The sequence below is a fragment of the Silvimonas terrae genome (assembly GCF_014202765.1).
Lineage (GTDB): Bacteria > Pseudomonadota > Gammaproteobacteria > Burkholderiales > Chitinibacteraceae > Silvimonas > Silvimonas terrae.
In genome coordinates this window covers 200010-221688 of sequence record NZ_JACHHN010000003.1, presented here as the reverse complement: position 1 = coordinate 221688, position 21679 = coordinate 200010, and the positions used below count along the sequence as shown (strand labels likewise).

The window sequence follows — 21679 nt, the reverse complement described above, 5'->3', positions numbered from 1 at the left end:
TCGTGAGTTCATTGTAATTACGCTTGGCGTAATATGTATTTGGAATTTGCGCGTATATTAATCAGCAAGCCCGATGCTGGATATTGAAATCTTTTCACGCCCGCCACAGCGCGCTTCATTTTTGTCTGTTTGCCTATGACCACCCGCCTGTTTCTGATCAGTCTTGCCAGCACGCCCGCATTGCGCAAAGGCCATTTTCCCGCCGATGAAGGCCTGGATGAGCGCGGGCGACAAGAGGCGCTGGCGGCCCGCCTGGTCGAGCAGGTTTCTGCAGAATCCCGCCTGATCATCAGCCCGGCCCGGTTGGCGCAAGACACCGCTTTGTTATGGCCAATGCCAGCGCAGATTGAGCCTGCGTTAGCCGACATGAACTATGGCGCCTGGCGCGGCCGGGCGCTGGCGGAGGTGGGCGAGCAAGAACCGGCGGCGCTGGGGGCGTGGCTCACCCAGGCGGATGCGTCGGCCGGCGGCGGCGAATCGTTTACCGATGTTCACGCGCGGGTGGGGGCCTGGCTGGCACAACTGGTGCAGGCGGGTGACGTTGTGGCTTTGACGCATGCGCCGGTGATCCGTGCGGCCATCCTGCATGCCTTGCAAGCGCCGGCCAGTAGCTTTGGCCGGATCGACATTCCGCCGCTGACGGTGGTGGCCCTGCGCCATAACGCCCACGGCTGGTGCTGGTGGCCATCCAGCCGCCCGGTTTAAGGTTTCAAGGCGCTGGAGGGGGATTCGCCAAACAGTTTTTTGTAGTCACAGGAAAACTGGCTGAAATTGCGAAAGCCCCAGGCGGCGGCGACGTCCCCGACACGTAACTCGCCGCCCGCACCACTTAGCAGTTGCCGGCGCACGCCATTGAGCCGCAAATAGCGCAGGCAGGCCATCGGGCTGATGCCCAGCACATCCTCAAAACAGTATTGCAAGGTGCGGCGGCTGACATGCAGTTGCTCGCACAGCATGGGTACGGTGACGGGTTCGTCCTGGTGACGCAGCACGTACTCATGGGCGTCGTGCACAATGCGCCGCCGCCGCGCCAGGCTGGCGCAGGCTTGGGTATCGGCGGAACTGGTGTCGAGCAAGCCCAGCAGGGCAGCAATGACCTGATCGGCCTGCGTTGCCGCTGCGCCGGGCGCTTCTGCCGCGAGCAAGAGCTGGATCTGTTGCCGGCACGCCGCCAGTGCCTGGTGATCCACTTGCAAGAGTTCGGCCCCGGCCAGACCAGAGAGATTGATCTGGCAACCTTGTTGTTCGGCGGCTTCCAGCAAGGTACTGCGCCCGATCACAATGCCCAGGATTTCATGCTCATCTGGCGTCATCAGTTCAAACGGGTGATGGCCGGGCCGGGTCATGATGCGGTCTGGCCCCACCTGACGGCCATTGATGCGCATCTCCCGCGTGTGCGCCTCAATGCCAAACCACAACGCATCGGGCCGGACATTGCAGGATTGATGCAGCGCGCAGCTATTGCGCTCGCGGAAGATCTGCACATCGCTGGCGCACCATTCGTCCAGCACGCCACAAAAACGCCCGGCGGTGATCTGGTCGTAGCGTTGCTCCCAATGGGTCAGGTTTTGTGCCTGTTCATCGACATCGTGCGCAACGATGGTGCGCCGGGCGGGCGGCGCCGGATCACCCGGTATTGTCGCTAAATGGCTCATGACCAAGGTGTCTCCTGCACGTGGCGATCCGGCAAACACGGGCATTGCCATGTGTTTGTCATCTTTGCCGATTTTCGATAACGGCCGTTTTTTGCCCGTTGCTATATTCGTTGCCGAGGGCAATCACAACCTCTTCAAGCAAGCGTTGTGCCCGCAGTCAGTAGTGGGTTGTCTGGGGTCTGGCGGGCGGTGGGTCTTACGCTGGCAAGATCGTCATCGGGTATCGCACAGGAGCATGCAATGGAAGCATCAGCATCCGGTCTCAGACCCGTTCTGAGCACGTGGCAGTTGTGGGGCATTGCCGTTGGGCTGGTTATCTCTGGCGAGTATTTTGGCTGGAGCTACGGCTGGGCATCGGCAGGCACGTTGGGTTTTACCATTACCGCGCTCTTTATCGCGGCCATGTATGCCACGTTTATTTTCAGTTTTACTGAACTGACCACCTCTATCCCGCACGCCGGCGGCCCGTTTGCATATAGCAAACGCGCCTTTGGCCCCACTGGCGGCTATCTGGCCGGGGTGGCGACGTTGATCGAGTTTGTGTTTGCGCCGCCGGCCATTGCGCTGGCCATTGGCGCGTATCTGAACGTGCAGTTCCCCAATATCGACCCCAAACACGCGGCGGTGGGCGCGTATCTGCTGTTTATGGGGCTCAACATTGTGGGCGTACAGATTGCGGCGACCTTTGAGTTGTTTGTCACCGTGCTGGCCATCTTCGAACTGCTGGTGTTTATGGGCGTGGTGTCGCCGGGGTTTTCTACCGCCAATTTTGTCAAAGGCGGCTGGGCGGGCAGCGATCATTTCTCGCTGGCGGCCATTCCGGGGATGTTTGCGGCGATTCCGTTTGCGATCTGGTTTTTCCTGGCCATTGAAGGCGTGGCCATGGCGGCGGAAGAAGCCAAAGACCCCAAACGCTCCATCCCTATTGCCTATATCGCCGGTATTCTGACGCTGGTGGTGCTGGCTATCGGCGTGATGCTGTTTGCCGGTGGCGCGGGAGACTGGACCAAACTATCCAACATCAATGATCCGTTACCGCAGGCCATGAAACTGATTGTCGGCCCGCATAGCGACTGGCTGCATATGCTGGTGTGGTTGGGTCTGTTTGGGCTGGTGGCCTCGTTCCACGGCATTATTCTGGGGTATTCCCGCCAGATTTTTGCGCTATCCCGCGAGGCGTATTTGCCCGCGTACTTTGCCAAAGTGCATCCGCGCTTCAAGACGCCGCACCGGGCCATTATTGCGGGTGGTGTGATCGGCATTGCGGCCATCTACAGCGATCAGTTACTCACGCTGGGCGGGCAAACGCTGACGGCCAATATCGTCACCATGTCGGTGTTCGGGGCGATCTTGATGTATATCCTGAGCATGCTGAGCCTGTTTAAACTGCGCCGGACTGAAGCTGCGCTGGCCCGACCATTCCGGGCCCCGCTGTATCCGTATTTTCCGGCGTTTGCCTTGTTTGGTGCCATGATCTGCATGGCGACCATGATCTACTACAACTTGCTGATTTTTGGCATCTTTGTCGTGTTCCTGGCACTGGGCTACGCTTACTTTCTGCTCACCGGCCAGCGCCGCGCCAATGCCATGTACGTGGCACCGGAAGTCGCGCAGGAAGCCGCCTCGTAACGCCGTGTTTATCACCATCCGCACCCTCGCCAGAGGGTGCGGGCGACAAGGAAGCCGTTTGTGCCGCAGTTCAGTCATACGGTCGGGCCGATCACCCACCAGTTTGCGGATTTGAAAGACCTGCTGGGCAAAGCCACCCCGCTGCGTTCCGGCGACATGCTGGCGGGGTTGGCGGCGGCCAGCGCAGAGCAACGCGTGGTCGCGCAGATGACGCTGGCGGAACTGCCGCTGCGCGTTTTTCTGGAACAGCCGCTGGTGCCCTATGAAAGCGATGAAGTCACCCGGCTGATCATCGACGACCATGATGCAGCGGCCTTTGCCGCCATCAGCCATCTGACCGTGGGGGATTTTCGTAACTGGTTACTCAGTGATGAGGTGACCAGTGAGGTGCTGGCCGCAACAGCCGCCGGCATCACGCCGGAAATGGCCGCAGCGGTGAGCAAGATCATGCGCAACCAGGACCTGATTCTGGTCGCCAGAAAATGCCGGGTGGTGACCGCATTCAGAAGCACCATTGGGCTGGAAGGGCGCTTGTCCACGCGTCTACAGCCCAATCACCCCACAGACGACGCCACCGGCATTGCCGCCAGTTTGCTGGATGGTTTGTTGTACGGCTGCGGTGATGCCGTATTCGGCATCAACCCGGCTACCGACAACGTGCCGCAGGTGATGAACCTGGTCAGCATGATGGATCAGATCATCAGCCGTTATCAGATTCCCACCCAGTCTTGCGTATTGACGCACGTGACCAACACGATTGCCGCCATTGAGCGGGGGGCACCGGTGGATCTGGTGTTCCAGTCGATTGCCGGCACCCAGGCCGCCAACCACAGTTTCGGCATTGATCTGGCATTGCTGGCCGAGGCGCGCAGCGCGGCACTCTCCCTCCAGCGCGGCACGGTGGGAGACAACGTGATGTATTTCGAGACCGGGCAGGGCAGCGCGTTATCGGCCAACGGGCACCACGGCATCGACCAGCAAACCTGCGAGGCGCGTGCTTATGCCGTGGCGCGCAAATTCAAGCCGCTGCTGGTCAACACCGTGGTCGGGTTTATTGGCCCGGAATATCTGTACGACGGCAAACAGATTATCCGCGCCGGGCTGGAAGACCATTTCTGCGCCAAATTGCTGGGTCTGCCCATGGGCTGCGACGTGTGCTACACCAACCACGCGGAAGCCGACCAGAACGATATGGACAACCTGCTGACCTTGCTGGCCACGGCCGGCTGCAATTTTGTGATGGGTATTCCAGGCTCGGACGACATCATGCTCAATTACCAGACCACCTCGTTCCACGATGCCCTGTATGTGCGGCGGGTACTCGGCCTGCGCCCCGCACCGGAATTTGAAGCCTGGTTGCAGCAGACACAGATTTTCAGCGCCGATCCGCAGTTCAGATTGCATGAAGGCTTGCCCCCCGTGTTTGGCGAGGCGCTGCGGCGTCTGAACTGAATTTGAACCCAACAGAGCACAACCATGGCCCGCGCGACCTCTCCAGTCACTGAAAACCCGTGGCAGACGCTGCGGCGGTTTACCTCCGCCCGCATTGCCCTGGGCCGTGCCGGGGTCAGTTTGCCCACCCACGCCCAACTGGCGTTTCAACTGGCGCACGCCCAGGCGCGCGATGCCGTCCACCAGGCGCTGGACGCCACACAACTGCAGCAGCAATTGATCGCCACAGACATCCCCGGCGCGCCAGAGAGCCACATTTTGCACAGCGCCGCCCCGGACAGACTGACCTATCTGCAACGGCCCGACCTGGGCCGGCGGCTGAGCGAGGACTCACGCGCAGCGCTGACGGGGGTAGACACTCCCCATAATGCGCCGTTGTATGACATCGGTTTTGTGATTGCCGACGGCTTGTCTGCCCTGGCCATTGCCACCAATGCCGTGCCGTTTCTGGCCGCCCTGCAAACCCGGCTGGCCGCGCACGGCTGGCATCAGGCCCCGCTGACCATCGTGCAGCAAGGCCGTGTCGCCGTGGGTGATGAAGTGGGCAGCCTGCTGCGCACGCGGCTGGTGGTGGTCTTGATTGGCGAGCGCCCCGGCCTGAGTTCGCCCGACAGCATGGGAATCTACATCAGCTGGATGCCGCGCGTGGGCATGAGCGATGCCGAACGCAATTGTATTTCCAATATCCGCCACGGCGGCATGAGTTACGCCGAAGCAGCGTGGCGGCTGGATTATCTGCTGACCCAGGCGCAGCAACGGCAATTGACGGGTGTCGCCCTCAAAGACGAGAGCGGGGCAGACAACGTGCCCGGTGTCATCCACCAGCCAGCGGGGTTGTCGTTTTTAACTCCCCCGACCACAGACCCGGCATGACTGTACTTATAAGGCGCTGCGGGCGTTGTTTAGCGGGGCATCTGGTCGCTTGCGCAGACCTGCGGCAAATCCTGGTAGGCGTGGTGTTGCGTGCCTTGCCCGCAGGTGGGGCAATCCGGGTCGCGCAAGAGTTTGATCCGGTTAAAGCGCATGCTCAGCGCATCAAACTGCAACAAGATGCCCGAGAGCGACTCACCCAGACCTAGCAGTAGTTTGATGGCCTCGGCCGTTTGTAACAGCCCGATAATGCCAAGGAGGACACCCAGTACGCCGGCCTCGGCGCAGTTGGGGGCAAATTCGGGAGGCGGCGGGTCGGGAAACAGGCAGCGGTAGCAACTGCCACCAGGCTGTCCGGGCCAGAACACGCTGACCTGGCCTTCAAAACCTTGTACCGCACCGTAGACCATGGGCAAGCCAAGGTGCGCGCAGGCGTCATTGACCAGGTAACGCGTGGCAAAGTTGTCTGTACCGTCAATGACCACATCATGGCCGGCCAACAAGGTTTCTACATTGTCTGCCTGCAAACGGGCGCGCACAGGTTCAACGGTGATAGAGGGGTTCAGGGCGTGGAGTGTCCGGCGCCCGGACTCAACCTTGGGTGTGCCGATATCCGCATTGCGGTGCAAGACCTGGCGCTGCAGATTACTGCGATCTACCAGGTCATCATCAATCAGGGTGATGGTGCCGATCCCGGCAGCGGCCAGGTACAAGGCCGCAGGCGAGCCCAGGCCGCCAGCACCAATCAGGGCCACTTTGGCGGATGCCAGTTTGCGCTGCCCCGCCAAACCTACCTCGGGCAGGCGCAAATGGCGGGAATACCGCGACAGAAAATCCTCATCCACGGCAGGGGCTGTCATGGGCAGGCCAGCCGCTTGCCAGGCCGTGGTGCCCCCCTTGACCGAGAAAATCCGGGTGTAGCCCTGGGCGATGAGGGCCTCCCCACACGCGTGCGATCGTTTGCCCGCCGCGCAGATCAACATGACCGGCGTGCTGCAATTGGCCAGCCAGTTTGCCGGCGTGTGCTGCAGTGTTTGCTGGCTGACCCCAACCGCGCCCACCGCCATCCCGGCGGCACGTTCGCCTTCTTCACGCACGTCCAGCAAGATTGCACCTGATTGCTGGCGCTGCCAGGCGTCTTCCGGAGTGAGTTCAATGACGCTGTGAGTCATGCTGGTTCTCCGCAGTTTGTGGCGGGTTGATCGTGACCAGCCGTGTGAATTCCCGCAGGAGATCGTAGCCATCCCAGATGGGGGAAAAATCCAGCGCGTGGCCAAGCGGGACGATGCGATCTATCCCTTTCCCCGCCAGTTGACGGGCAAAGGCGTCAAGTTCGGCGTACTCAAAACCGAACCAGGTCAGCGTCTGGTCCTGGCGTTTCAGCAAGGGCAGCAGGTCTTGCAGCCGATCCAGCCGCCAATGCACAAACACCCCTGTACCCAGCCAGCGCCGGGGCAAGCGTGGCGGTGCGGCCAGTTGCACGGTTGTGATTTCATTGCAGACGACCGTGATTTCACGAGCGATGTTTTCTACCGCCAGGCCGTAAGTCGCCACCTGTTTCTGGATCACCATGGCTGCATCGGCCTGGGGGCCGCGTGCGCTCACGGTGTGGCGAAGCAAATCGGTAAAGTGGGCCTGCGCCGTCCGGGTCGCCGCGACATCACCCACCCAGAACAGCGTACCGGGGGAGGCGCAGGCGGCCTGGCCGAACAGATAGGCATCGGTATGAAAGGCCTCGACTGCCTGTTTCTGCCGGGCGGGAGGCGCGCTGAGCCAGCCAGCGGTGTTGATCGTTGCAAACGATGACCGGTTGGGAAAAACAACATCCCGCGCAGCGGGTTGCAAAGGGGCCTGGCGAATGTCGTTAATCGCGGCATCACCGCCCCACAGCACGCGCAAATCACAGGCGAGGGAGAACACCGCCGTGCTGGCAAGGTCTGTGTGATCGTAACTGACGATGCTTTGGGTCGCCGCCACGATGGGGTCTGCCTGGGCCAGCGCCTCTTGCAATACGGCCAGAATCGCTTGCAGGGTGTCGCCGCCGCGCGTCGAGATGCGGACAATATTGTGATTGCCGGCAAGGGCCGCCAATACCCAGGAATAGACAAACACGGTGTCGGCATTACCGGGGGCCACGTGAAAAACCAGCCCGCGCGCAAAGCGCAGTACGCCGGTGATGTCCTCCAGCCGTTGTATTGTGGCCTCAAGATGGCGCTTGCGTAGCCATACTCCCAGCGCCCCCAGTTCAGGATAAAGGCGCGCTCTGGCAGGAAGACACAGCCGTTGCCCGACGTCGCCCAGAAAATCCAGCATGCGCGGGTCGGCCAGTTGCAACGGGTGGCCATTGCTGCCGGCCAGCCGGGCCACGATGGCCTCGGCCGGAACATTACCCACCAGAGGGAAAAGGGTGCGAATCATGACTTGGCCACGCCGTTGTCTGCGTTACGGGTCAAGGTGCGGTAATCGATCTTGCCGTTGCGCAGCAGCGGCAGTTTTTCAATGGTGCGGGCCTCTACGCCCCGGTGGTTCACCCGCAAGCGTTCTGCGACGGTGCGTGAAAGGTGTTCCAGGTCTGCGTGCGCGCCTTCGCACCACAGCACAATGGCTTCATCGTTGCGTGATACAGCGGCCACGCCTTCTGCGCCGGCATCGCAGGCCAGCCGCTCTACGGCATCCAGGTTGATGCGCAGGCCAAACAGTTTGGCCATGCGCTTGAGACGGCCTTCCAGGTAGAGATAGCCCTCTTCATCAAACCGCCCGACATCTCCGGTGTGCAATACGCCGTGGCAGTCATCTCCACGGGCCAGATCAGTGTCGTGATCGGCATAACCCAGCATGACGCTAGGACCCCGGAAAATGACTTCGCCCACGGTCTGGGCGCCTGTCGTTTCTTCACCGGTCTCCGTGCGGATGGACAAGCGCCCGCCCGGTATGGCCAGACCCACGGCGCCAGCCTTGCGGGACCACTGCGCGGCAGGCAGCACCACCATGCGCGCCGTGGCTTCGGTTTGCCCGTACATCTGCAGGAAACGGCCGCCGACGGGTAGCGCAGTGGCGAGCTGCGCGACCAGCTCCGGCCGCATGCGGCTACCAGACTGGGTGAGTGTGTGCAGGGTCGGATGGCTGGCCGGGGTCCAGTGCAGGCGGGTGAGCAAGTCATAGGTATGCGATACCGCTGCGAAGGAGGTGGCGCCATAGCGCTCGAACGCGGCCCAGAATTCCGCACCGATCACTGGCGCGGCACTGATCACGACAGTGGCACCTGCCCGCAGGTGGCTATTGAGGACAGACAGCCCATAGCCCAGGTGAAAGGGCAGGCTGGTCAGTGCGATGTCTTGCGCGGTGATCTCCAGCGCCTGCACGATGGCGTCGGCATTGGCCAGAACCCCTTGATAGCCCAGCCGGACCATGCGCGCAGCGCCGGTGGAACCAGACGTGGTCAACAGCAGGGCCAGATCGGGGTGGACCGCAGCTGCGGGGCTTTGCCTGATCCAGCCGCAAGCGGTGTTGCGGTAACCGGGCGGCGCAGGCAGCGCGGTGTCCGGGAACCACAGCCCGGCCGGGGCAAACCGTGCGGCCAGTTCTGCCACTGTTGCGGGGTCGATATCGGGGTCCAGCAGTGCCAGTGCCCGCCGCTGACTGAGCCCGGCCAGGTAGCGGCACACGGTATCCACGGTCCAGGGCACCGGTAGCAAGATCAGGCCCGGTGGCATGGTTTGCAATTCTTGCGCTACGGTGGCGATGCGTTCTGCCAGTGCACTACCTTGCCAGGATTGGCCTTGCGTTGCATCCACAAAGCGGGCTTGGCTGGAAATCAGGCTCACAGGTCACCCCTTTTCAATCTCGCCGCAAGTCAGACACCTACGACATGAAACCCGCCATCGGCGTGTACGATCTCGCCTGTGGTGGCGGGAAACCAGTCAGATAACAAGGCCACACAGGTCCGTGCGACAGGGGTGGCATCTTCTGTCTGCCAACCCAGCGGCGCACGCCCACACCAGGCGGCGGCGATCTCCGGGAAACTCGGTTCGCCATGCGCCGCCGCAGTACGTAAAGGACCAGCAGCGACCAGGTTGATGCGGATCTGGCGTGGGCCCAATTCGCGGGCCAGATAACGGGTCGTGGCTTCCAGCCCGGCTTTGGCGACACCCATCCAGTCATAGCCAGGCCACGTTCGGGTTGCATCAAAGTCCAGCCCGACAATGGCCCCGCCAGGTTGCAGCAGGGGCAGTACGGCTGCAATCAATGCCTGTAACGACCAGGTAGAGACGTGCAAGGTGGTGGCGACGTCCTGCCAGGGCGTCGTCAGAAAACCGCCACCCAATGCACTGCGTGGGGCAAAGGCAATAGCGTGCACAACGCCATCCAGCCGGGGGAGGTGTGCTTGTACCCGTTCGGCCAGCGTCGCCAGATGTTCTGCGTTGGTGACATCCAGTTCTATCACCGGCGGCGGTTGCGGTAAGCGCAGTGCCGTTTGTTCAACCATATGCAGGCGGCCAAAGCCGGTCAGCACAATCTGTGCGCCTTGTTCCTGTGCCTGCCGGGCAATGGCAAACGCAATGGAGGCATGGTTGATCACGCCGGTCACCAGCAGACATTTGCCTTCCAGCAAGCCGCTCATGAAACGACTCCCTGCGCCAGGGTATCCGAGCAGCCACGCGGTTCGGCTTTAGGGAGCCGGCCGGCTACCGCAAAGCGCTTGCCGGGCCATTCGCCATCATCCACGCCCAGTAGCATGCCGAGATCTTCGGTGAGCAAAATATGCCCAGGATGCGCGCGCGGCGTGGTGCTCAGGACTTCAATCACCCCCAGCGTGCCGATTGCTGCTTCTTGCCAGGTGAGCGGGTCGCGGATGATTACATCCGCATGATCCGGGCAATACAAACCATCGCCCGAGGCCGACTCCACATGGATGGTGCCGCCTTGTTCGACCATGCCGTAAAAGTTGTGGCAGCGCGTCAGCCCGGTGTGTTCCCGAAATCCGCCACGAAACACCTCGGCCGTAACCGCTTGATCGGCCAGTTTTTTCCAGCCGCCAGTGTGCAATAACACAGCGTGTGAGAGATCGGCCGCCCGGCTGCGCACATAGCTGTAAAAACGGCTCCACACCAGAAAGGTAAAACCGAAGATCAGGAAATCCGATCCGGCATGCCGCTGCAAAAAGTGGTCGATGGCTACGGCGTTGACTTCCAGGTCCTCATCCAGCGCAAACACGGGGTCCCGCCCGATATTCATCACCCCCAGCACGGTGGCGCCGCGAATGGTGGCGCGTTGTTGCCGCACCGCTGAAGGGGCATCAATGATGAGGAGCGGCAAGCGCTGCGGGCCAACCAGATTGACCAGCGTGGCAATCAGCATATGTCGCTGCCGCTCGGCGGCTTCCCGATCCAGCGCAATGCGGCTGGCCCCCGCCCCGGTGGTGCCTGACGAGGTGAGCGTGGTGACCGGGTCTGCCGCCGTACTGACCAGCGCATGCTCCTTGAACAGGCGCACCGGCAGCCAGGGTAGTTCAGCCAGTTGCTGATAGCGGCGCGTGCGCGGGTGTCCGGTTGCCTCCAGCACCCGCGCATAGGCCGGGCAGGCCTGCCGGTGGTACGCCATCAGTGCGGTCAGTTGCGGCAATAGCAAGTCGCTGCTGGCTTGTGCGGTGCGCCGCGCGAAATTCATGGACATGGGGTCTGGTCTTGTACGCCCAAGCCGCGCAGCAGTTTGACCGCTGCGTCAAAGGTGTCGATTTGCAGCGCCTGGTTGGTGCCGATCTGGACGTGAAATTCGTCTTCCATCGCCGAGATCAACAACACTGCACCCAAAGAATCCCAACCAGGTGTTTCCTGATAGCGCAGGTCGGCATCCGTGGTTTTGCCATCCAGTTCCAGGACCGTGTTAAAGACGTTACGCAAACGGATTGCAAGTGACATGGGGCCTCCAGGCAAGGGGTAATGGGCCAGGTTCAACCGCCCGAGATGGCGGTCATGACTTCAACCGCGTCACTGGCTGCCAGTGGGCGGGAAAGATCGCTGCGTACCACTTCATTGTTGATGGCCATACGCATGGTCCGGCGCAGGCTGTGATCAGTCTCCATCATCAACCCCTCCAGCGCGGGATAGTCCTTGAACAGCGCTTTGAGCGCAGCGGCAAGGCTGCCGGTTTCATAGGCAATCTGGCGTTGATAACCCACGTAACGCAGCAATGAGCCGGAAAAAAGAAAATGCATGATCAGTCCCCAGGATCAGGTGTCGTCTGCGGCGACAAAAACTTCAAGCGCGTCACCCACGGCCAGGCCGCGGGCGTTGAGTAACTGGTGGGCAAAACGGATTTCGTGATCCACTCGCCAGGCGGTGGTCAGAATCTGCCCGGTATCGAACAGCATGAAGGGTTGGCGCAGACCGATACTGAGTCGCGCCAACCGGTTTGCCAGGCCAGGTCGCAACGCTGGATAGTCAGACACCAGTCGCAACACCATGGCTTCCCGACTGTCGCCCACGTAGTCGCACACATGCTCGGAATACCACTGATCGGCCATTTCGCAGGCATGGCGGTAGATCACAAAGTCACGGCGGGACTGGGTGATGACCTGGGCATGATCCGGCATGCGGGCCGGGCCGCGATTGAGTAACACCGGCTGACCGGGGACATCGTCCGGAGTGTCGAGCATGAGTTCGGCCAGGGCGGGCGGCAGACGTCCAGCGGTTGCGGCCAGGGTGTCTGCTGACTCAATCCGGACACAGACCTCTTGCAGGTGGATCTGCGCCACGGGCACACCCTGAGGCGTTTCAAGCCGCACATCGACCTCTTGCAAGGTGTGAAATCGCCGGGGGTTCCAGGTCCGTACCTGGGTCGAGACCGTCAATGACGGGCAATCATAAAACGTGAGCGGTGCCAGATAGTCGATGGTCAGTCCGATGGGGACAAAACCGGTGGCATGCTCACGGATCAGTGCGCCATGAGAGACCGCATGCTCGTTGAGCCACGCCGACCAGCCCATAAACGCAAACGAAAATGCCACGCGTGGCTTGAGTTGCAAGTGCGTGAACATGCCGCTGCTGCAAGTCAGGGTAAAGCGCGTTTGCCGACGTACCGGCGATGCCGGATCGTGTTCGAGCGGCGCAGCGTCCGGGGCGGCGTTCAGAACATGCTCAGTCATGCGCGTATGACCTTGCAAGATCAAGACGCTCATAACCGGGAAGCGTCAGAAAGTCCGGAAAGTCCTCACTCAGACTGACCTCTTCAAACAGGGCAACCGCCTGCGCGATACCTTCCTCGGTGGTGGTTTGCGGCATTTCGGCGCGGTATTTTGCAATCTCTTCCATCACCAGGGTATGGACCAGCTCCCGCGTGATCGCGCGGCCATCGGCAAGGCGGGTTCCGTGATGCAACCACTGCCAGATTTGCGAGCGGACAATCTCTACCGTCGCCACGCCTTCCATCAATCCAAACAATTTGACCGAGCCGTGGCCACGCAACCAGCCATCCAGATACTCACCGACACCGCAATACTGGCACGCAGCCCCGGCTCAGTCACATGGCCCGGTATGGCCTGGCCGTTCCAAAGATCAGTTGCGTGGATGGTGATGGCGGCGGGGGATTGATTGATCTGGTTGGGCCGGTCCGCCAGTACCGGTGCCCAGGCCGCGTGACAGACCGGCACCAGATCGGGGTGGATGACCCAGGTCCCGTCAAAACCCTCCTGCGCCTCATGTTCTTTATCCAGCCGTACCGCGGTCACGGCACGGGTGCGTGCCGCTTCGTCATGGCGGTCCGGTATTTGTGTGGCGACCCCGCCAATAGCGTGCGCACCACGTTGATGACAGGTCTGGATCAGCAAGCGGGTATAGGCCTGCAAGAACGGTCGATCCATGGTCAGTTCGGCACGATCAGGCAGGACAAGGTCTGCTTGTAATCGAAACGCCCGGGCAATACTGAACAGATAATCCCACCGCCCAGCCGTCAGGCCGGTGGCGTGCGGACCAAGCGCGTGCAAGATCTCTTGCATCTGGAAGGCGGCACCAATATGTTCAATGATCACCGTGGCCCGGATGCTGCCTTGCGGCAGGCTCAACTGGTGTTCCGCAAAATTGAAAATGTTGTGCCACAACCGGGCATCGGCCTGACTTTCCAGCTTGGGCAGATAAAAATACGGCCCGCTGCCGCGATCCAGTTGCGCCTTTGCGCAGTGGAACATGTAAAGGCCAAAATCAACCAGGCTGGCGCTGGTCTCTTGACCATCCACATGCAAGTGTTTTTCCGGTAAATGCCAGCCGCGCGGCCGCACCATAATGGCCGGGATGTCGCCCTGCACCTGATAGCGCTTGCCCTGGGTATCCTCGTAAGCCAGCGTGCCATGGATGGCGTCTCGCAGATTGCGCTGGCTGCTCATCGCGTTATTCCAGGTTGGCGACATGGCATCTTCCAGGTCAGCAATCCAGACCTGAGCGCCTGCATTGAGTGCGTTGATGACCACCTTGCGGTTGTCTGCCGGGCTGGCGATTTCTACACGCCTGTCTTGCAGGTCGGGCGGGGCCGGAGGAACACGCCAGGCAAGATCTTCACGGATGCTGATGCCCGCGTCAGGAAATTCAAATCCGTCGCCTTGCAAGCGTAGTTCTGCCGCTGCTTTGCGACCCTGCAGCACTTGCTGGCGTGCGGGGGCAAACTCCCGGTGTAATGCGGCAATGAACTGCAGGGCTGCCGGGGTCAACACATCTACAAACGGATCAGTTACGCGGTTTTCAAGGGCGCAGTTTGCATGGCTAGCCATGACCGGGGTCACTCCAGAATTCAGAAACTCCCCTGGCAGCCTGGCGCCAGGGCGCCCGGTAAATTTTTTTTCGGTGAATACGCCGGCAGGATCGGAGTGGGTAAATCCTGGTCCGGCTGGGAGCGTGTCAGATTTTTTGGAGAAGCCGCATGCTTAATAAGCAGACGGACTATTTGATAGCACCGCGCGACATTTGCAATCGAAATTTTTATTTGTTTATAACGGTTTTCAAGGTAGTGAAACCCGGAACAGACTGACGGCAATGCCTGCGTCAAAAAACCGATTGACGGCCTGGTGAACCGGAAACCGGGCTGCACCTCATCGCCCAGGGCATGCACCATCCATGCCCGGATTGGGACCGGTGCCCTCGCGGGGCCTCTGTTCCGATCGCTGACCAGAACAAGGTAAACGCATGTGTCGTTAGCCAACGCAAGTGCGGATCATCGCCTGTGCGGTGATAACTTGATTTGACTCATGGAATGCCCGGAAAAAATAGTTTCCAGGCATTTCCGAAATGGGCGAGCTGCGACGGTCCCCCTAGCATAAGCGGATTGATTTGAACCGGTTAAATTCCGGCCATTTCGCCCGCACGCCTACGCATGTGGGCGCAGCCAGGAGCCCACATGCAGATGAATCGTCGTCAGTTTTTCAAAGTCTGTGCCAGTAGCATGGCCACTTCCAGTATCGCCATGCTGGGGTTGGCGCCTGCCACGGCATTTGCGGATGTGCGCCAGTACAAATTATTGCGCGCCACGGAAACGCGTAATACCTGCCCTTATTGTTCCGTAGGTTGCGGCCTTTTGATGTACAGCCTGGGCGATGGCGCGCTCAATGCCAAAGCGCGCATCTTTCACATTGAGGGTGATCCGGATCATCCGGTCAGCCGTGGTTCCTTATGCCCTAAAGGTTCAGGACTGGTCGATTTTATCCACAGCCCTAACCGGCTAACCCAGCCGCAATACCGCGCAGCAGGGAGCGATGCCTGGCAGACGATCTCGTGGGAAGACGCCTTCAAGCGGATTGCCCGACTGATGAAGGCGGACCGGGACGCCAACCTGGTCACCACCAATGCTGAGGGTGTAACCGTGAATCGCTGGGTTTCCACCGGTTTCCTGGCCGCGTCAGCATCCAGCAACGAATCCGGCATCCTGACCCAGAAAGTAACCCGTTCGCTGGGCATGCTGGCGGTGGATGCGCAAGCCCGGGTTTGCCATGCCCCCACCGTCAGCGCGTTGGCGGCGTCGTTTGGGCGGGGTGGCATGACCAATAGCTGGGTGGATATCAAGAATGCGGATGTCATTCTGGTGATGGGCGGCAACGCGGCTGAGGCTCATCCGGTTGGCTTCAAGTGGGCCATGCAGGCCCGTCACGAACGCAATGCAAAACTGGTGGTGATTGATCCGCGCCTGAACCGCACCGCCGCTGTGGCTGATCTCTATGCGCCCATCCGCACCGGTAGCGATATCGTATTCCTGGGTGGGGTGATTAACTGGCTGATCGCCAACGATAAAATCCATTGGGATTACGTGCGGGCCTACACCAATGCCAGCGCCATCGTCGGTGCACAGTACAGGTTTGATGAAGGGCTATTTGCGGGCTACAACCCGCAGACCCGCAAATATGATCGCGCGGCCTGGCAGTATCAGCGCGAAGAGGGCGGCATGATGGCGACCGACCCCTCGTTGCAGAATCCGCGCTGTGTATGGCAATTGCTGAAAACGCATTACGCACGCTACACGCCAGAGTGCGTTGAAGAATTATGTGGCACCCCGAAAGCGGCATTTCTCCAGGTGTGTGCCTTGCTGGGCAGCACCGCGCAGCCGGATCGTGTGGCAACCGTGTTGTATGCGCTTGGCTGGACCCAGCACACGACCGGCGTGCAGATTATTCGCACCATGGCGATGATCCAGCTGTTGCTGGGCAACATTGGCATGGCCGGCGGTGGCGTGAACGCCTTGCGGGGGCATTCCAATATTCAGGGTTTGTCAGACCTGGGGCTGCTTTCTACCAGCCTGCCCGGCTACATGACCCTGCCCACTGAAAAAGACGTTGACCTCAATACCTGGCTGCACAACAACACACCGGCTGCGCTGCAATCCGGTCAGATGAACTACTGGCAGAACACCCCGAAGTTTTTTGTGAGCCTGATGAAATGGTTCTGGGGCGATGCGGCCCGCGCAGATAACGAGTGGGGTTATCAGTGGCTGCCCAAATGGGATAAATCATACGATGTGCTGCAAAGCGTTGAGTTGATGCGCAGCGGGGCCATGAACGGCTATATCTGCCAGGGCTTTAACCCGCTTGCCGCGTTCCCCGATAAGACCAGAACCAGCGAGGCGCTGGCCAGATTGAAATATCTGGTCGTGATCGACCCGCTCGCCACCGAGACCTCTACCTTCTGGCAAAACCATGGTGAACACAATGATGTGAAACCGGCGGATATCCAGACCGAAGTGTTCCGGTTGCCATCCACCTGTTTTGCAGAGGAAGACGGCGCCATCGTCAACTCTGCCCGCTGGCTGCAGTGGCACTGGAAAGGCGCCGATGCGCCGGGTGAAGCACGTTCTGACCAGGAGATCATGGCCGGCCTGTTCCTGACGTTGCGCGAGTTGTATCGCCAGGAAGGCGGCAAACTGCCTGAGCCGCTGCTTAACCTGGCATGGCCGTATGCCAACCCGGAAAACCCGACCAGCGCCGAACTGGCACAGGAAATGAATGGCAAGGCGCTGGCCGACGTGCCAGACCCGGCTAATGCCGGGCAGTTCCTGGCGCACAAGGGCGAACAACTACCGGGTTTTGCGGCTTTACAGGCCGACGGCAGCACCAGCAGCGCCTGCTGGATTTTTGCCGGTAGCTGGACGCAAGCCGGTAACCAGATGGCACGACGTGACAACACCGACAGCGGTTGTGGCAATACCCCCGGCTGGGCGTGGGCCTGGCCTGCCAACCGGCGCATTCTCTATAACCGCGCTTCTGCCGATCCCCAGGGCAAACCCTGGGATATGCACCGCGCCCTTATCCACTGGAATGGTGAGAAATGGGTGGGTGCCGATGTGCCTGATTACAAGATAGACGCCGCACCGTCGGCCAGGATGGGCCCGTTTATCATGAATGCCGAGGGTGTAGGCCGTCTGTATGCCGTCGACAAACTGGTTGATGGCCCCTTCCCCGAGCATTACGAGCCGATGGAATCACCGCTGCCCAACAACCCGCTTCACCCCGCAGTGAGCCACAGCCCGACGGTGCGATTGTTTGCCGGGGACAAAGCGCGCTTGGGCACAGCCGAACATTTCCCGTATGTGGGGACCACTTACCGCTTGACCGAGCACTTTTTGTTCTGGACCAAGAACAGCCGCCTGAACGCCATTGCCCAGCCAGAACAGTTTGTGGAAATTGGCGAATCGCTGGCCCATGAAAAAGGGATTGCGCAGGGAGATATGGTCAAAGTGTCGTCACAGCGCGGGTTTATCCGGGCCAAAGCCGTAGTGACCAAACGGATCAGTGCGCTGCAAGTAGGCGGGCGCACGCTGCATCAGATCGGGATTCCGCTGCATTGGGGGTTTGAAGGGCAGACCCAGCCGGGCTTTCTGACCAACACACTGCCGCCGGCGGTAGGGGACAGCAATACGTTCACCCCTGAATACAAGAGTTTTCTCGTCAACGTGGAAAAGGCCTGATCATCATGGCATTGCAATCGCTCGATATCCGCCGCCGTTCCGCCAGCCCGACACCTGCGCCTCTCGTCCGCGAGAACGTGACCGAAGTGGCCAAGCTGATTGATGTGGCCTCCTGTACAGGCTGCAAAGCTTGCCAGGTCGCCTGTTCGGAATGGAATGACCTGCGGGCCGAGGTGGGTCATAACGTCGGGGTCTACGACAACCCGGCTGATCTGTCTGCCCAGGCCTGGACGGTCATCCGCTTTAACGAAACCACCGAAAACGGCAAGCTGGAATGGTTGATCCGCAAAGATGGCTGTATGCACTGCGCTGATCCGGGTTGTCTGAAAGCCTGCCCGTCACCTGGCGCCATTATCCAGTACAGCAACGGCATCGTGGATTTCCAGGAAGAAAACTGCATTGGTTGCGGCTACTGCATTGCCGGCTGCCCCTTCAACGTACCGCGTCTGAATCCGGTCGACAGCAAGGCCTACAAATGCACGCTGTGCTCTGACCGCGTTGCGGTAGGCCAGGAGCCCGCCTGTGCCAAAACCTGCCCGACCGGTGCAATCCATTTTGGCAGCAAGGATGAAATGCGTGATCTGGCCGCCAAACGGGTGGCGGGGCTGAAACAGCGCGGTTATGCCAACGCAGGTTTGTACGATCCGCAAGGTGTGGGGGGTACGCATGTGATGTATGTGTTGCATCACGCCGACCAGCCCCGGCTTTACAGCAACTTGCCGCATGAACCGCAGATAAGCCCGGTGGTGGCATTGTGGAAAGGGTTACTCAAACCTCTGTCCACGGTGGGTATTGCCGCTGCGGGCCTGTTTGGCTTTTTCCACTACATCACCGTGGGCCCCAACCGGGCTGAAGAGCACGAGGAGGCTGACGAATGAGCCGCTTGATTACCCGCTATAACGCTGCTGAACGGATCAACCACTGGGTGGTCGCTATCTGTTTCATCTTGCTGGCCATCTCCGGCCTGGCCCTGTTCTACCCGGCGTTTTTCTGGCTTACCGGTATTTTCGGGACACCACAACTGGCACGCATCTTGCACCCGTTTGTGGGGGTATTGATGGTGGCAGGCTTTGCCCGGCAATTCTTGCGGTACTGGCGTCACAACCTGGTGAATCATGAAGATATCCGCTGGATGCTGGCGGTGCGCCAGGCCCTGGTTGGCGATGAGGTGGGCGATACCGGCAAATACAACGGCGGCCAGAAAGGTATGTTCTGGGTCATGACGCTCTGTTTGCTGGTCATGCTGATGACTGGTGTCATCATGTGGCGCCCCTGGTTTGCCGGTTATTTCCCGATTCCGCTGGTGCGTGTGGCATTGCTTTGCCATGCCTGGGCCGCATTGATCCTGATTGCCAGCATCATCGTGCACATTTATGCCGCGTTCTGGGTCAAGGGAACCATCTCCGCCATGGTCGAGGGCAAGGTCAGCCCGGCCTGGGCCAGAAAACACCACCCGGCGTGGTATCGCGAAGTGAGCGAAAAGGCGGATCAATCATGAATGACCTGATCTTGCCCGCAACCCTGCCTTACGGCCGTCGGGCTACCCGCTTGAACACACTGGCGTCGGGCCATGAACTGGAAGGCTATCTGAACTTTTGCAGCGCACTATGTCGGGCCCAGCAAGTGCAGGCGGAGGTGTTTTTACCTGAAGCGCAGCAAAGTCTGATCTGGCAGAACGGCGCGCCTTGCCACGATCCGCAAGCGGTCTTGCAGGGGCGCTGGCCTGCCGTGCTGAAAGGGCTGCTGAAGCAGATGGTTGATCCAGTTACGCCCTGGCAAAGCACGGTAATGCGTCTGCAGCAAATGAGTGCTGCCCAGGTTCAGACTTGTGCGCAGCAAATTCTCACTCTGCAATGGCATGAGCTGGATCGTGGCGCCGCACCCTTCGTTGCTGCTGCATTGCAGGTTGATTTCCTGCTCAGGGCACAGGCCAGCACCGCACCAGCGTTGACGAATCACACGCAGGCGCATTGCCCGGTCTGCGGTTTTTTGCCAGTTGGCGCCATATTGCATGATCAGCGGCGCTACCTGCACTGCGCGTTGTGCGAAAGCGAATGGCACCACATCCGCGCCCAGTGTGTTGAATGTAATAGCGGGCGGGACATGGGGCTGTGGTCATTGCAGGAAGGCGCCAGGATGGTCGCGGAGACCTGCGGTGATTGCCATGGCTGGCTTAAACAACTGGATCAGGATGCGCAACACGACTTGATGGCCGACGACCTGGCCACGCTAGAGCTGGATGCCGCGTTGAGTGAGCAGGGTTTTGAACGCATTTCGCCCAATTTGCTGCTCTTTCCAGGGGCATTTTGATCGCACAGGCCTCTATACGACGCCTGCCGCTGAGCGTGTCATGAACGGCAGGGTGTCCGGGCGAATGCTGGCGCTAGACTTTCACGGTGCGGGATGACGACATCCAGATTAATCGTGCTTTTGGCGGGAATCGCTGGATTGACGCTGTACCGGCGGTTCCGGCAACAGAAACACCGTATTGCATCTGAACGGCGGGCTGCCATCCGGGCGGGGCAGGTGGCCGAGCTTAATCAGTCCTTCGATAATTTGCCGGGCGTATTCATGGCCGGGCTCGTCATGGTCACGCCAGATGACAATGTCGCGACCGATCAAAGGCGTGAGGTCAGCTTTATTTACTGACTTCGCACCATGCATGCATGTGGTCACGACATGCTCTGGGAACAGTCTCACCGCAGCGTCTGCAGATTTTTCGCCTTCTACCAACAAGACTGGGACCTCAGGTCTCTGAGTCAGTAGATGCAGGTTGTACAAAGGATGAGGCTGAGCGAAACCTTTTAACTGCCAAGAATGATGACCAGATGAATCTCGACGATAGGTGAGCGGCCGGATTGTTTTGCCCTGCTCAGCTAGATCAAAACGGAGCATATATCCAGTTTCGTTGCCTTCCCTATCATGATAGGTAAAGCGCCTACTCGGAGAACCAAGTTTCCCGAAATGAATCCACTTCGCCGCGTCGGCCAGTGCCTCCGACGGAGGGGTAATCTGAATCGATTCGGTTTGAGTCCGAGTAACTGAAGACGCTGCCTTACGACTGCGATTCTGGACAGTATCTCTGTTAAATCCATGGTGGTATGTCCCGATTCCTCCAGTGCCTAGGTGCTCCCTACCCGCAACCGGCATATGGGGTGCAGTGAACTAGGCGCGAATGAGGGTCGCAATCGCCCTTGGCTTGGAAGGCTCGTTTTCCAATGGACAAGCTGGTAAATTGCTGTCTTTGCGATTTAAACCGACTTTATGCCATCCGAACCCCTACCCCTAGGCGCCACTGTGACTGCTGAGCCTTGGGTTTCCGTAGACCAGATTGCCGAGCATCTCGGTGTCACACGCGATTCGATTTTAGCCGTAAATCCGGCTAGAGGCTGAACGTCTTTAAATTTCAGCGGCTCACCCAGATTGCGAACGGTCGAGGTCCCGGCTGCTTGTGCGGCGACAAGAGGTGTCATGGGAGTATTTTTTAGCTGTTAAGGACTATGAGCGAGGCTGCTTGTTTCCGTTTGCGGTGCCACATTAGCAACCGATGGCCGGTTTTGGCAACTATGGGGGGGACCTGCTGGAACGGATCGCACAAGTGTTGAAGCTCACCCCGGCGAATTCGGTGCTTTGCGGGA

20 protein-coding genes are annotated in these 21679 nt (G+C 60.0%); 8 read left to right on the top strand and 12 right to left on the bottom strand.

Annotated elements, in window-relative coordinates:
* Positions 1-135: 135 nt before the first annotated feature.
* Complete coding sequence (locus tag HNQ50_RS08200; RefSeq protein WP_184099460.1) at positions 136-705, top strand: histidine phosphatase family protein; 570 nt, start codon at positions 136-138, stop codon at positions 703-705.
* On the opposite strand, the gene HNQ50_RS08195 is transcribed toward HNQ50_RS08200, so the two are convergent.
* On the bottom strand, positions 702-1655 hold the full coding sequence (locus HNQ50_RS08195) for a helix-turn-helix domain-containing protein (RefSeq protein ID WP_184099458.1): 954 nt from the start codon (positions 1653-1655) through the stop codon (positions 702-704). The genes HNQ50_RS08200 and HNQ50_RS08195 overlap by 4 nt on opposite strands.
* A 240-nt stretch (positions 1656-1895) precedes the next feature.
* Between HNQ50_RS08195 and eat the strand changes: the two genes are divergently transcribed.
* From eat to eutC, 3 genes are read left to right on the top strand one after another with little or no spacing between them, the layout of a single operon-like run.
* Positions 1896-3284, top strand: a complete 1389-nt coding sequence (gene eat, locus HNQ50_RS08190) for an ethanolamine permease (protein ID WP_184099456.1) — start codon at positions 1896-1898, stop codon at positions 3282-3284.
* A gap of 60 nt (positions 3285-3344) precedes the next feature.
* Entirely contained in the window at positions 3345-4736 is a 1392-nt protein-coding gene (locus HNQ50_RS08185; RefSeq protein ID WP_184099454.1) for an ethanolamine ammonia-lyase subunit EutB, read from the top strand.
* A 24-nt stretch (positions 4737-4760) separates the two neighbouring features.
* Entirely contained in the window at positions 4761-5609 is an 849-nt protein-coding gene (gene eutC, locus HNQ50_RS08180; protein WP_184099452.1) for an ethanolamine ammonia-lyase subunit EutC, read from the top strand.
* Between the two features lie 29 nt (positions 5610-5638).
* Here the strand turns inward: eutC and moeB are convergent, their stop codons facing one another.
* From moeB to HNQ50_RS08135, 10 genes are read right to left on the bottom strand one after another with little or no spacing between them, the layout of a single operon-like run.
* Positions 5639-6778: a molybdopterin-synthase adenylyltransferase MoeB gene (moeB, locus tag HNQ50_RS08175; RefSeq protein WP_184099450.1), complete on the bottom strand. Its 1140-nt coding sequence runs from the start codon at positions 6776-6778 to the stop codon at positions 5639-5641.
* Positions 6759-8024, bottom strand: coding sequence for an acyl-CoA reductase (locus tag HNQ50_RS08170; RefSeq protein WP_184099448.1), 1266 nt, complete (start codon positions 8022-8024; stop codon positions 6759-6761). The genes moeB and HNQ50_RS08170 overlap by 20 nt, the downstream gene beginning before the upstream one ends.
* Positions 8021-9430, bottom strand: a complete 1410-nt coding sequence (locus HNQ50_RS08165; protein WP_184099446.1) for an AMP-binding protein — start codon at positions 9428-9430, stop codon at positions 8021-8023. Before HNQ50_RS08165 ends, HNQ50_RS08170 begins: the two co-directional genes overlap by 4 nt.
* 29 nt (positions 9431-9459) lie before the next feature.
* Positions 9460-10227, bottom strand: coding sequence for an enoyl-ACP reductase FabI (gene fabI, locus HNQ50_RS08160; protein ID WP_184099444.1), 768 nt, complete (start codon positions 10225-10227; stop codon positions 9460-9462).
* Positions 10224-11279 carry a LuxE/PaaK family acyltransferase gene (locus HNQ50_RS08155; protein WP_184099442.1) on the bottom strand — a complete coding sequence of 352 codons (1056 nt, stop codon included), beginning with the start codon at positions 11277-11279 and terminating at the stop codon, positions 10224-10226. The genes fabI and HNQ50_RS08155 overlap by 4 nt, the downstream gene beginning before the upstream one ends.
* Positions 11270-11524 carry an acyl carrier protein gene (locus HNQ50_RS08150; protein WP_184099440.1) on the bottom strand — a complete coding sequence of 85 codons (255 nt, stop codon included), beginning with the start codon at positions 11522-11524 and terminating at the stop codon, positions 11270-11272. The genes HNQ50_RS08155 and HNQ50_RS08150 overlap by 10 nt, the downstream gene beginning before the upstream one ends.
* Before the next feature lie 32 nt (positions 11525-11556).
* On the bottom strand, positions 11557-11820 hold the full coding sequence (locus HNQ50_RS08145) for a MoaD/ThiS family protein (protein ID WP_184099438.1): 264 nt from the start codon (positions 11818-11820) through the stop codon (positions 11557-11559).
* Between the two features lie 15 nt (positions 11821-11835).
* Positions 11836-12750, bottom strand: a complete 915-nt coding sequence (locus tag HNQ50_RS08140; RefSeq protein WP_184099436.1) for an acyl-CoA thioesterase family protein — start codon at positions 12748-12750, stop codon at positions 11836-11838.
* A complete protein-coding gene (locus HNQ50_RS22315) occupies positions 12743-13069 on the bottom strand; it encodes a hypothetical protein (protein ID WP_221303080.1) in 327 nt (108 codons plus the stop codon). Before HNQ50_RS22315 ends, HNQ50_RS08140 begins: the two co-directional genes overlap by 8 nt.
* Positions 13033-14364: a malate synthase gene (locus HNQ50_RS08135; RefSeq protein ID WP_221303079.1), complete on the bottom strand. Its 1332-nt coding sequence runs from the start codon at positions 14362-14364 to the stop codon at positions 13033-13035. The genes HNQ50_RS22315 and HNQ50_RS08135 overlap by 37 nt, the downstream gene beginning before the upstream one ends.
* A 623-nt stretch (positions 14365-14987) precedes the next feature.
* Between HNQ50_RS08135 and fdnG the strand changes: the two genes are divergently transcribed.
* The 4 genes from fdnG to HNQ50_RS08115 are packed head-to-tail and all read left to right on the top strand — an operon-like array spanning position 14988 to position 20351.
* Positions 14988-18041, top strand: coding sequence for a formate dehydrogenase-N subunit alpha (gene fdnG, locus HNQ50_RS08130; RefSeq protein ID WP_184099434.1), 3054 nt, complete (start codon positions 14988-14990; stop codon positions 18039-18041).
* 5 nt (positions 18042-18046) lie between these two features.
* Positions 18047-18919, top strand: coding sequence for a formate dehydrogenase subunit beta (fdxH, locus tag HNQ50_RS08125; RefSeq protein ID WP_184099432.1), 873 nt, complete (start codon positions 18047-18049; stop codon positions 18917-18919).
* On the top strand, positions 18916-19539 hold the full coding sequence (locus tag HNQ50_RS08120; protein ID WP_184099430.1) for a formate dehydrogenase subunit gamma: 624 nt from the start codon (positions 18916-18918) through the stop codon (positions 19537-19539). Before fdxH ends, HNQ50_RS08120 begins: the two co-directional genes overlap by 4 nt.
* Positions 19536-20351 (top strand): formate dehydrogenase accessory protein FdhE, encoded by an 816-nt coding sequence (locus HNQ50_RS08115; protein WP_184099429.1) that lies wholly within the window; start codon positions 19536-19538, stop codon positions 20349-20351. The genes HNQ50_RS08120 and HNQ50_RS08115 overlap by 4 nt, the downstream gene beginning before the upstream one ends.
* Before the next feature lie 108 nt (positions 20352-20459).
* Here the strand turns inward: HNQ50_RS08115 and HNQ50_RS08110 are convergent, their stop codons facing one another.
* Complete coding sequence (locus tag HNQ50_RS08110; RefSeq protein WP_281386156.1) at positions 20460-21191, bottom strand: DUF6371 domain-containing protein; 732 nt, start codon at positions 21189-21191, stop codon at positions 20460-20462.
* Positions 21192-21679: the final 488 nt, after the last annotated feature.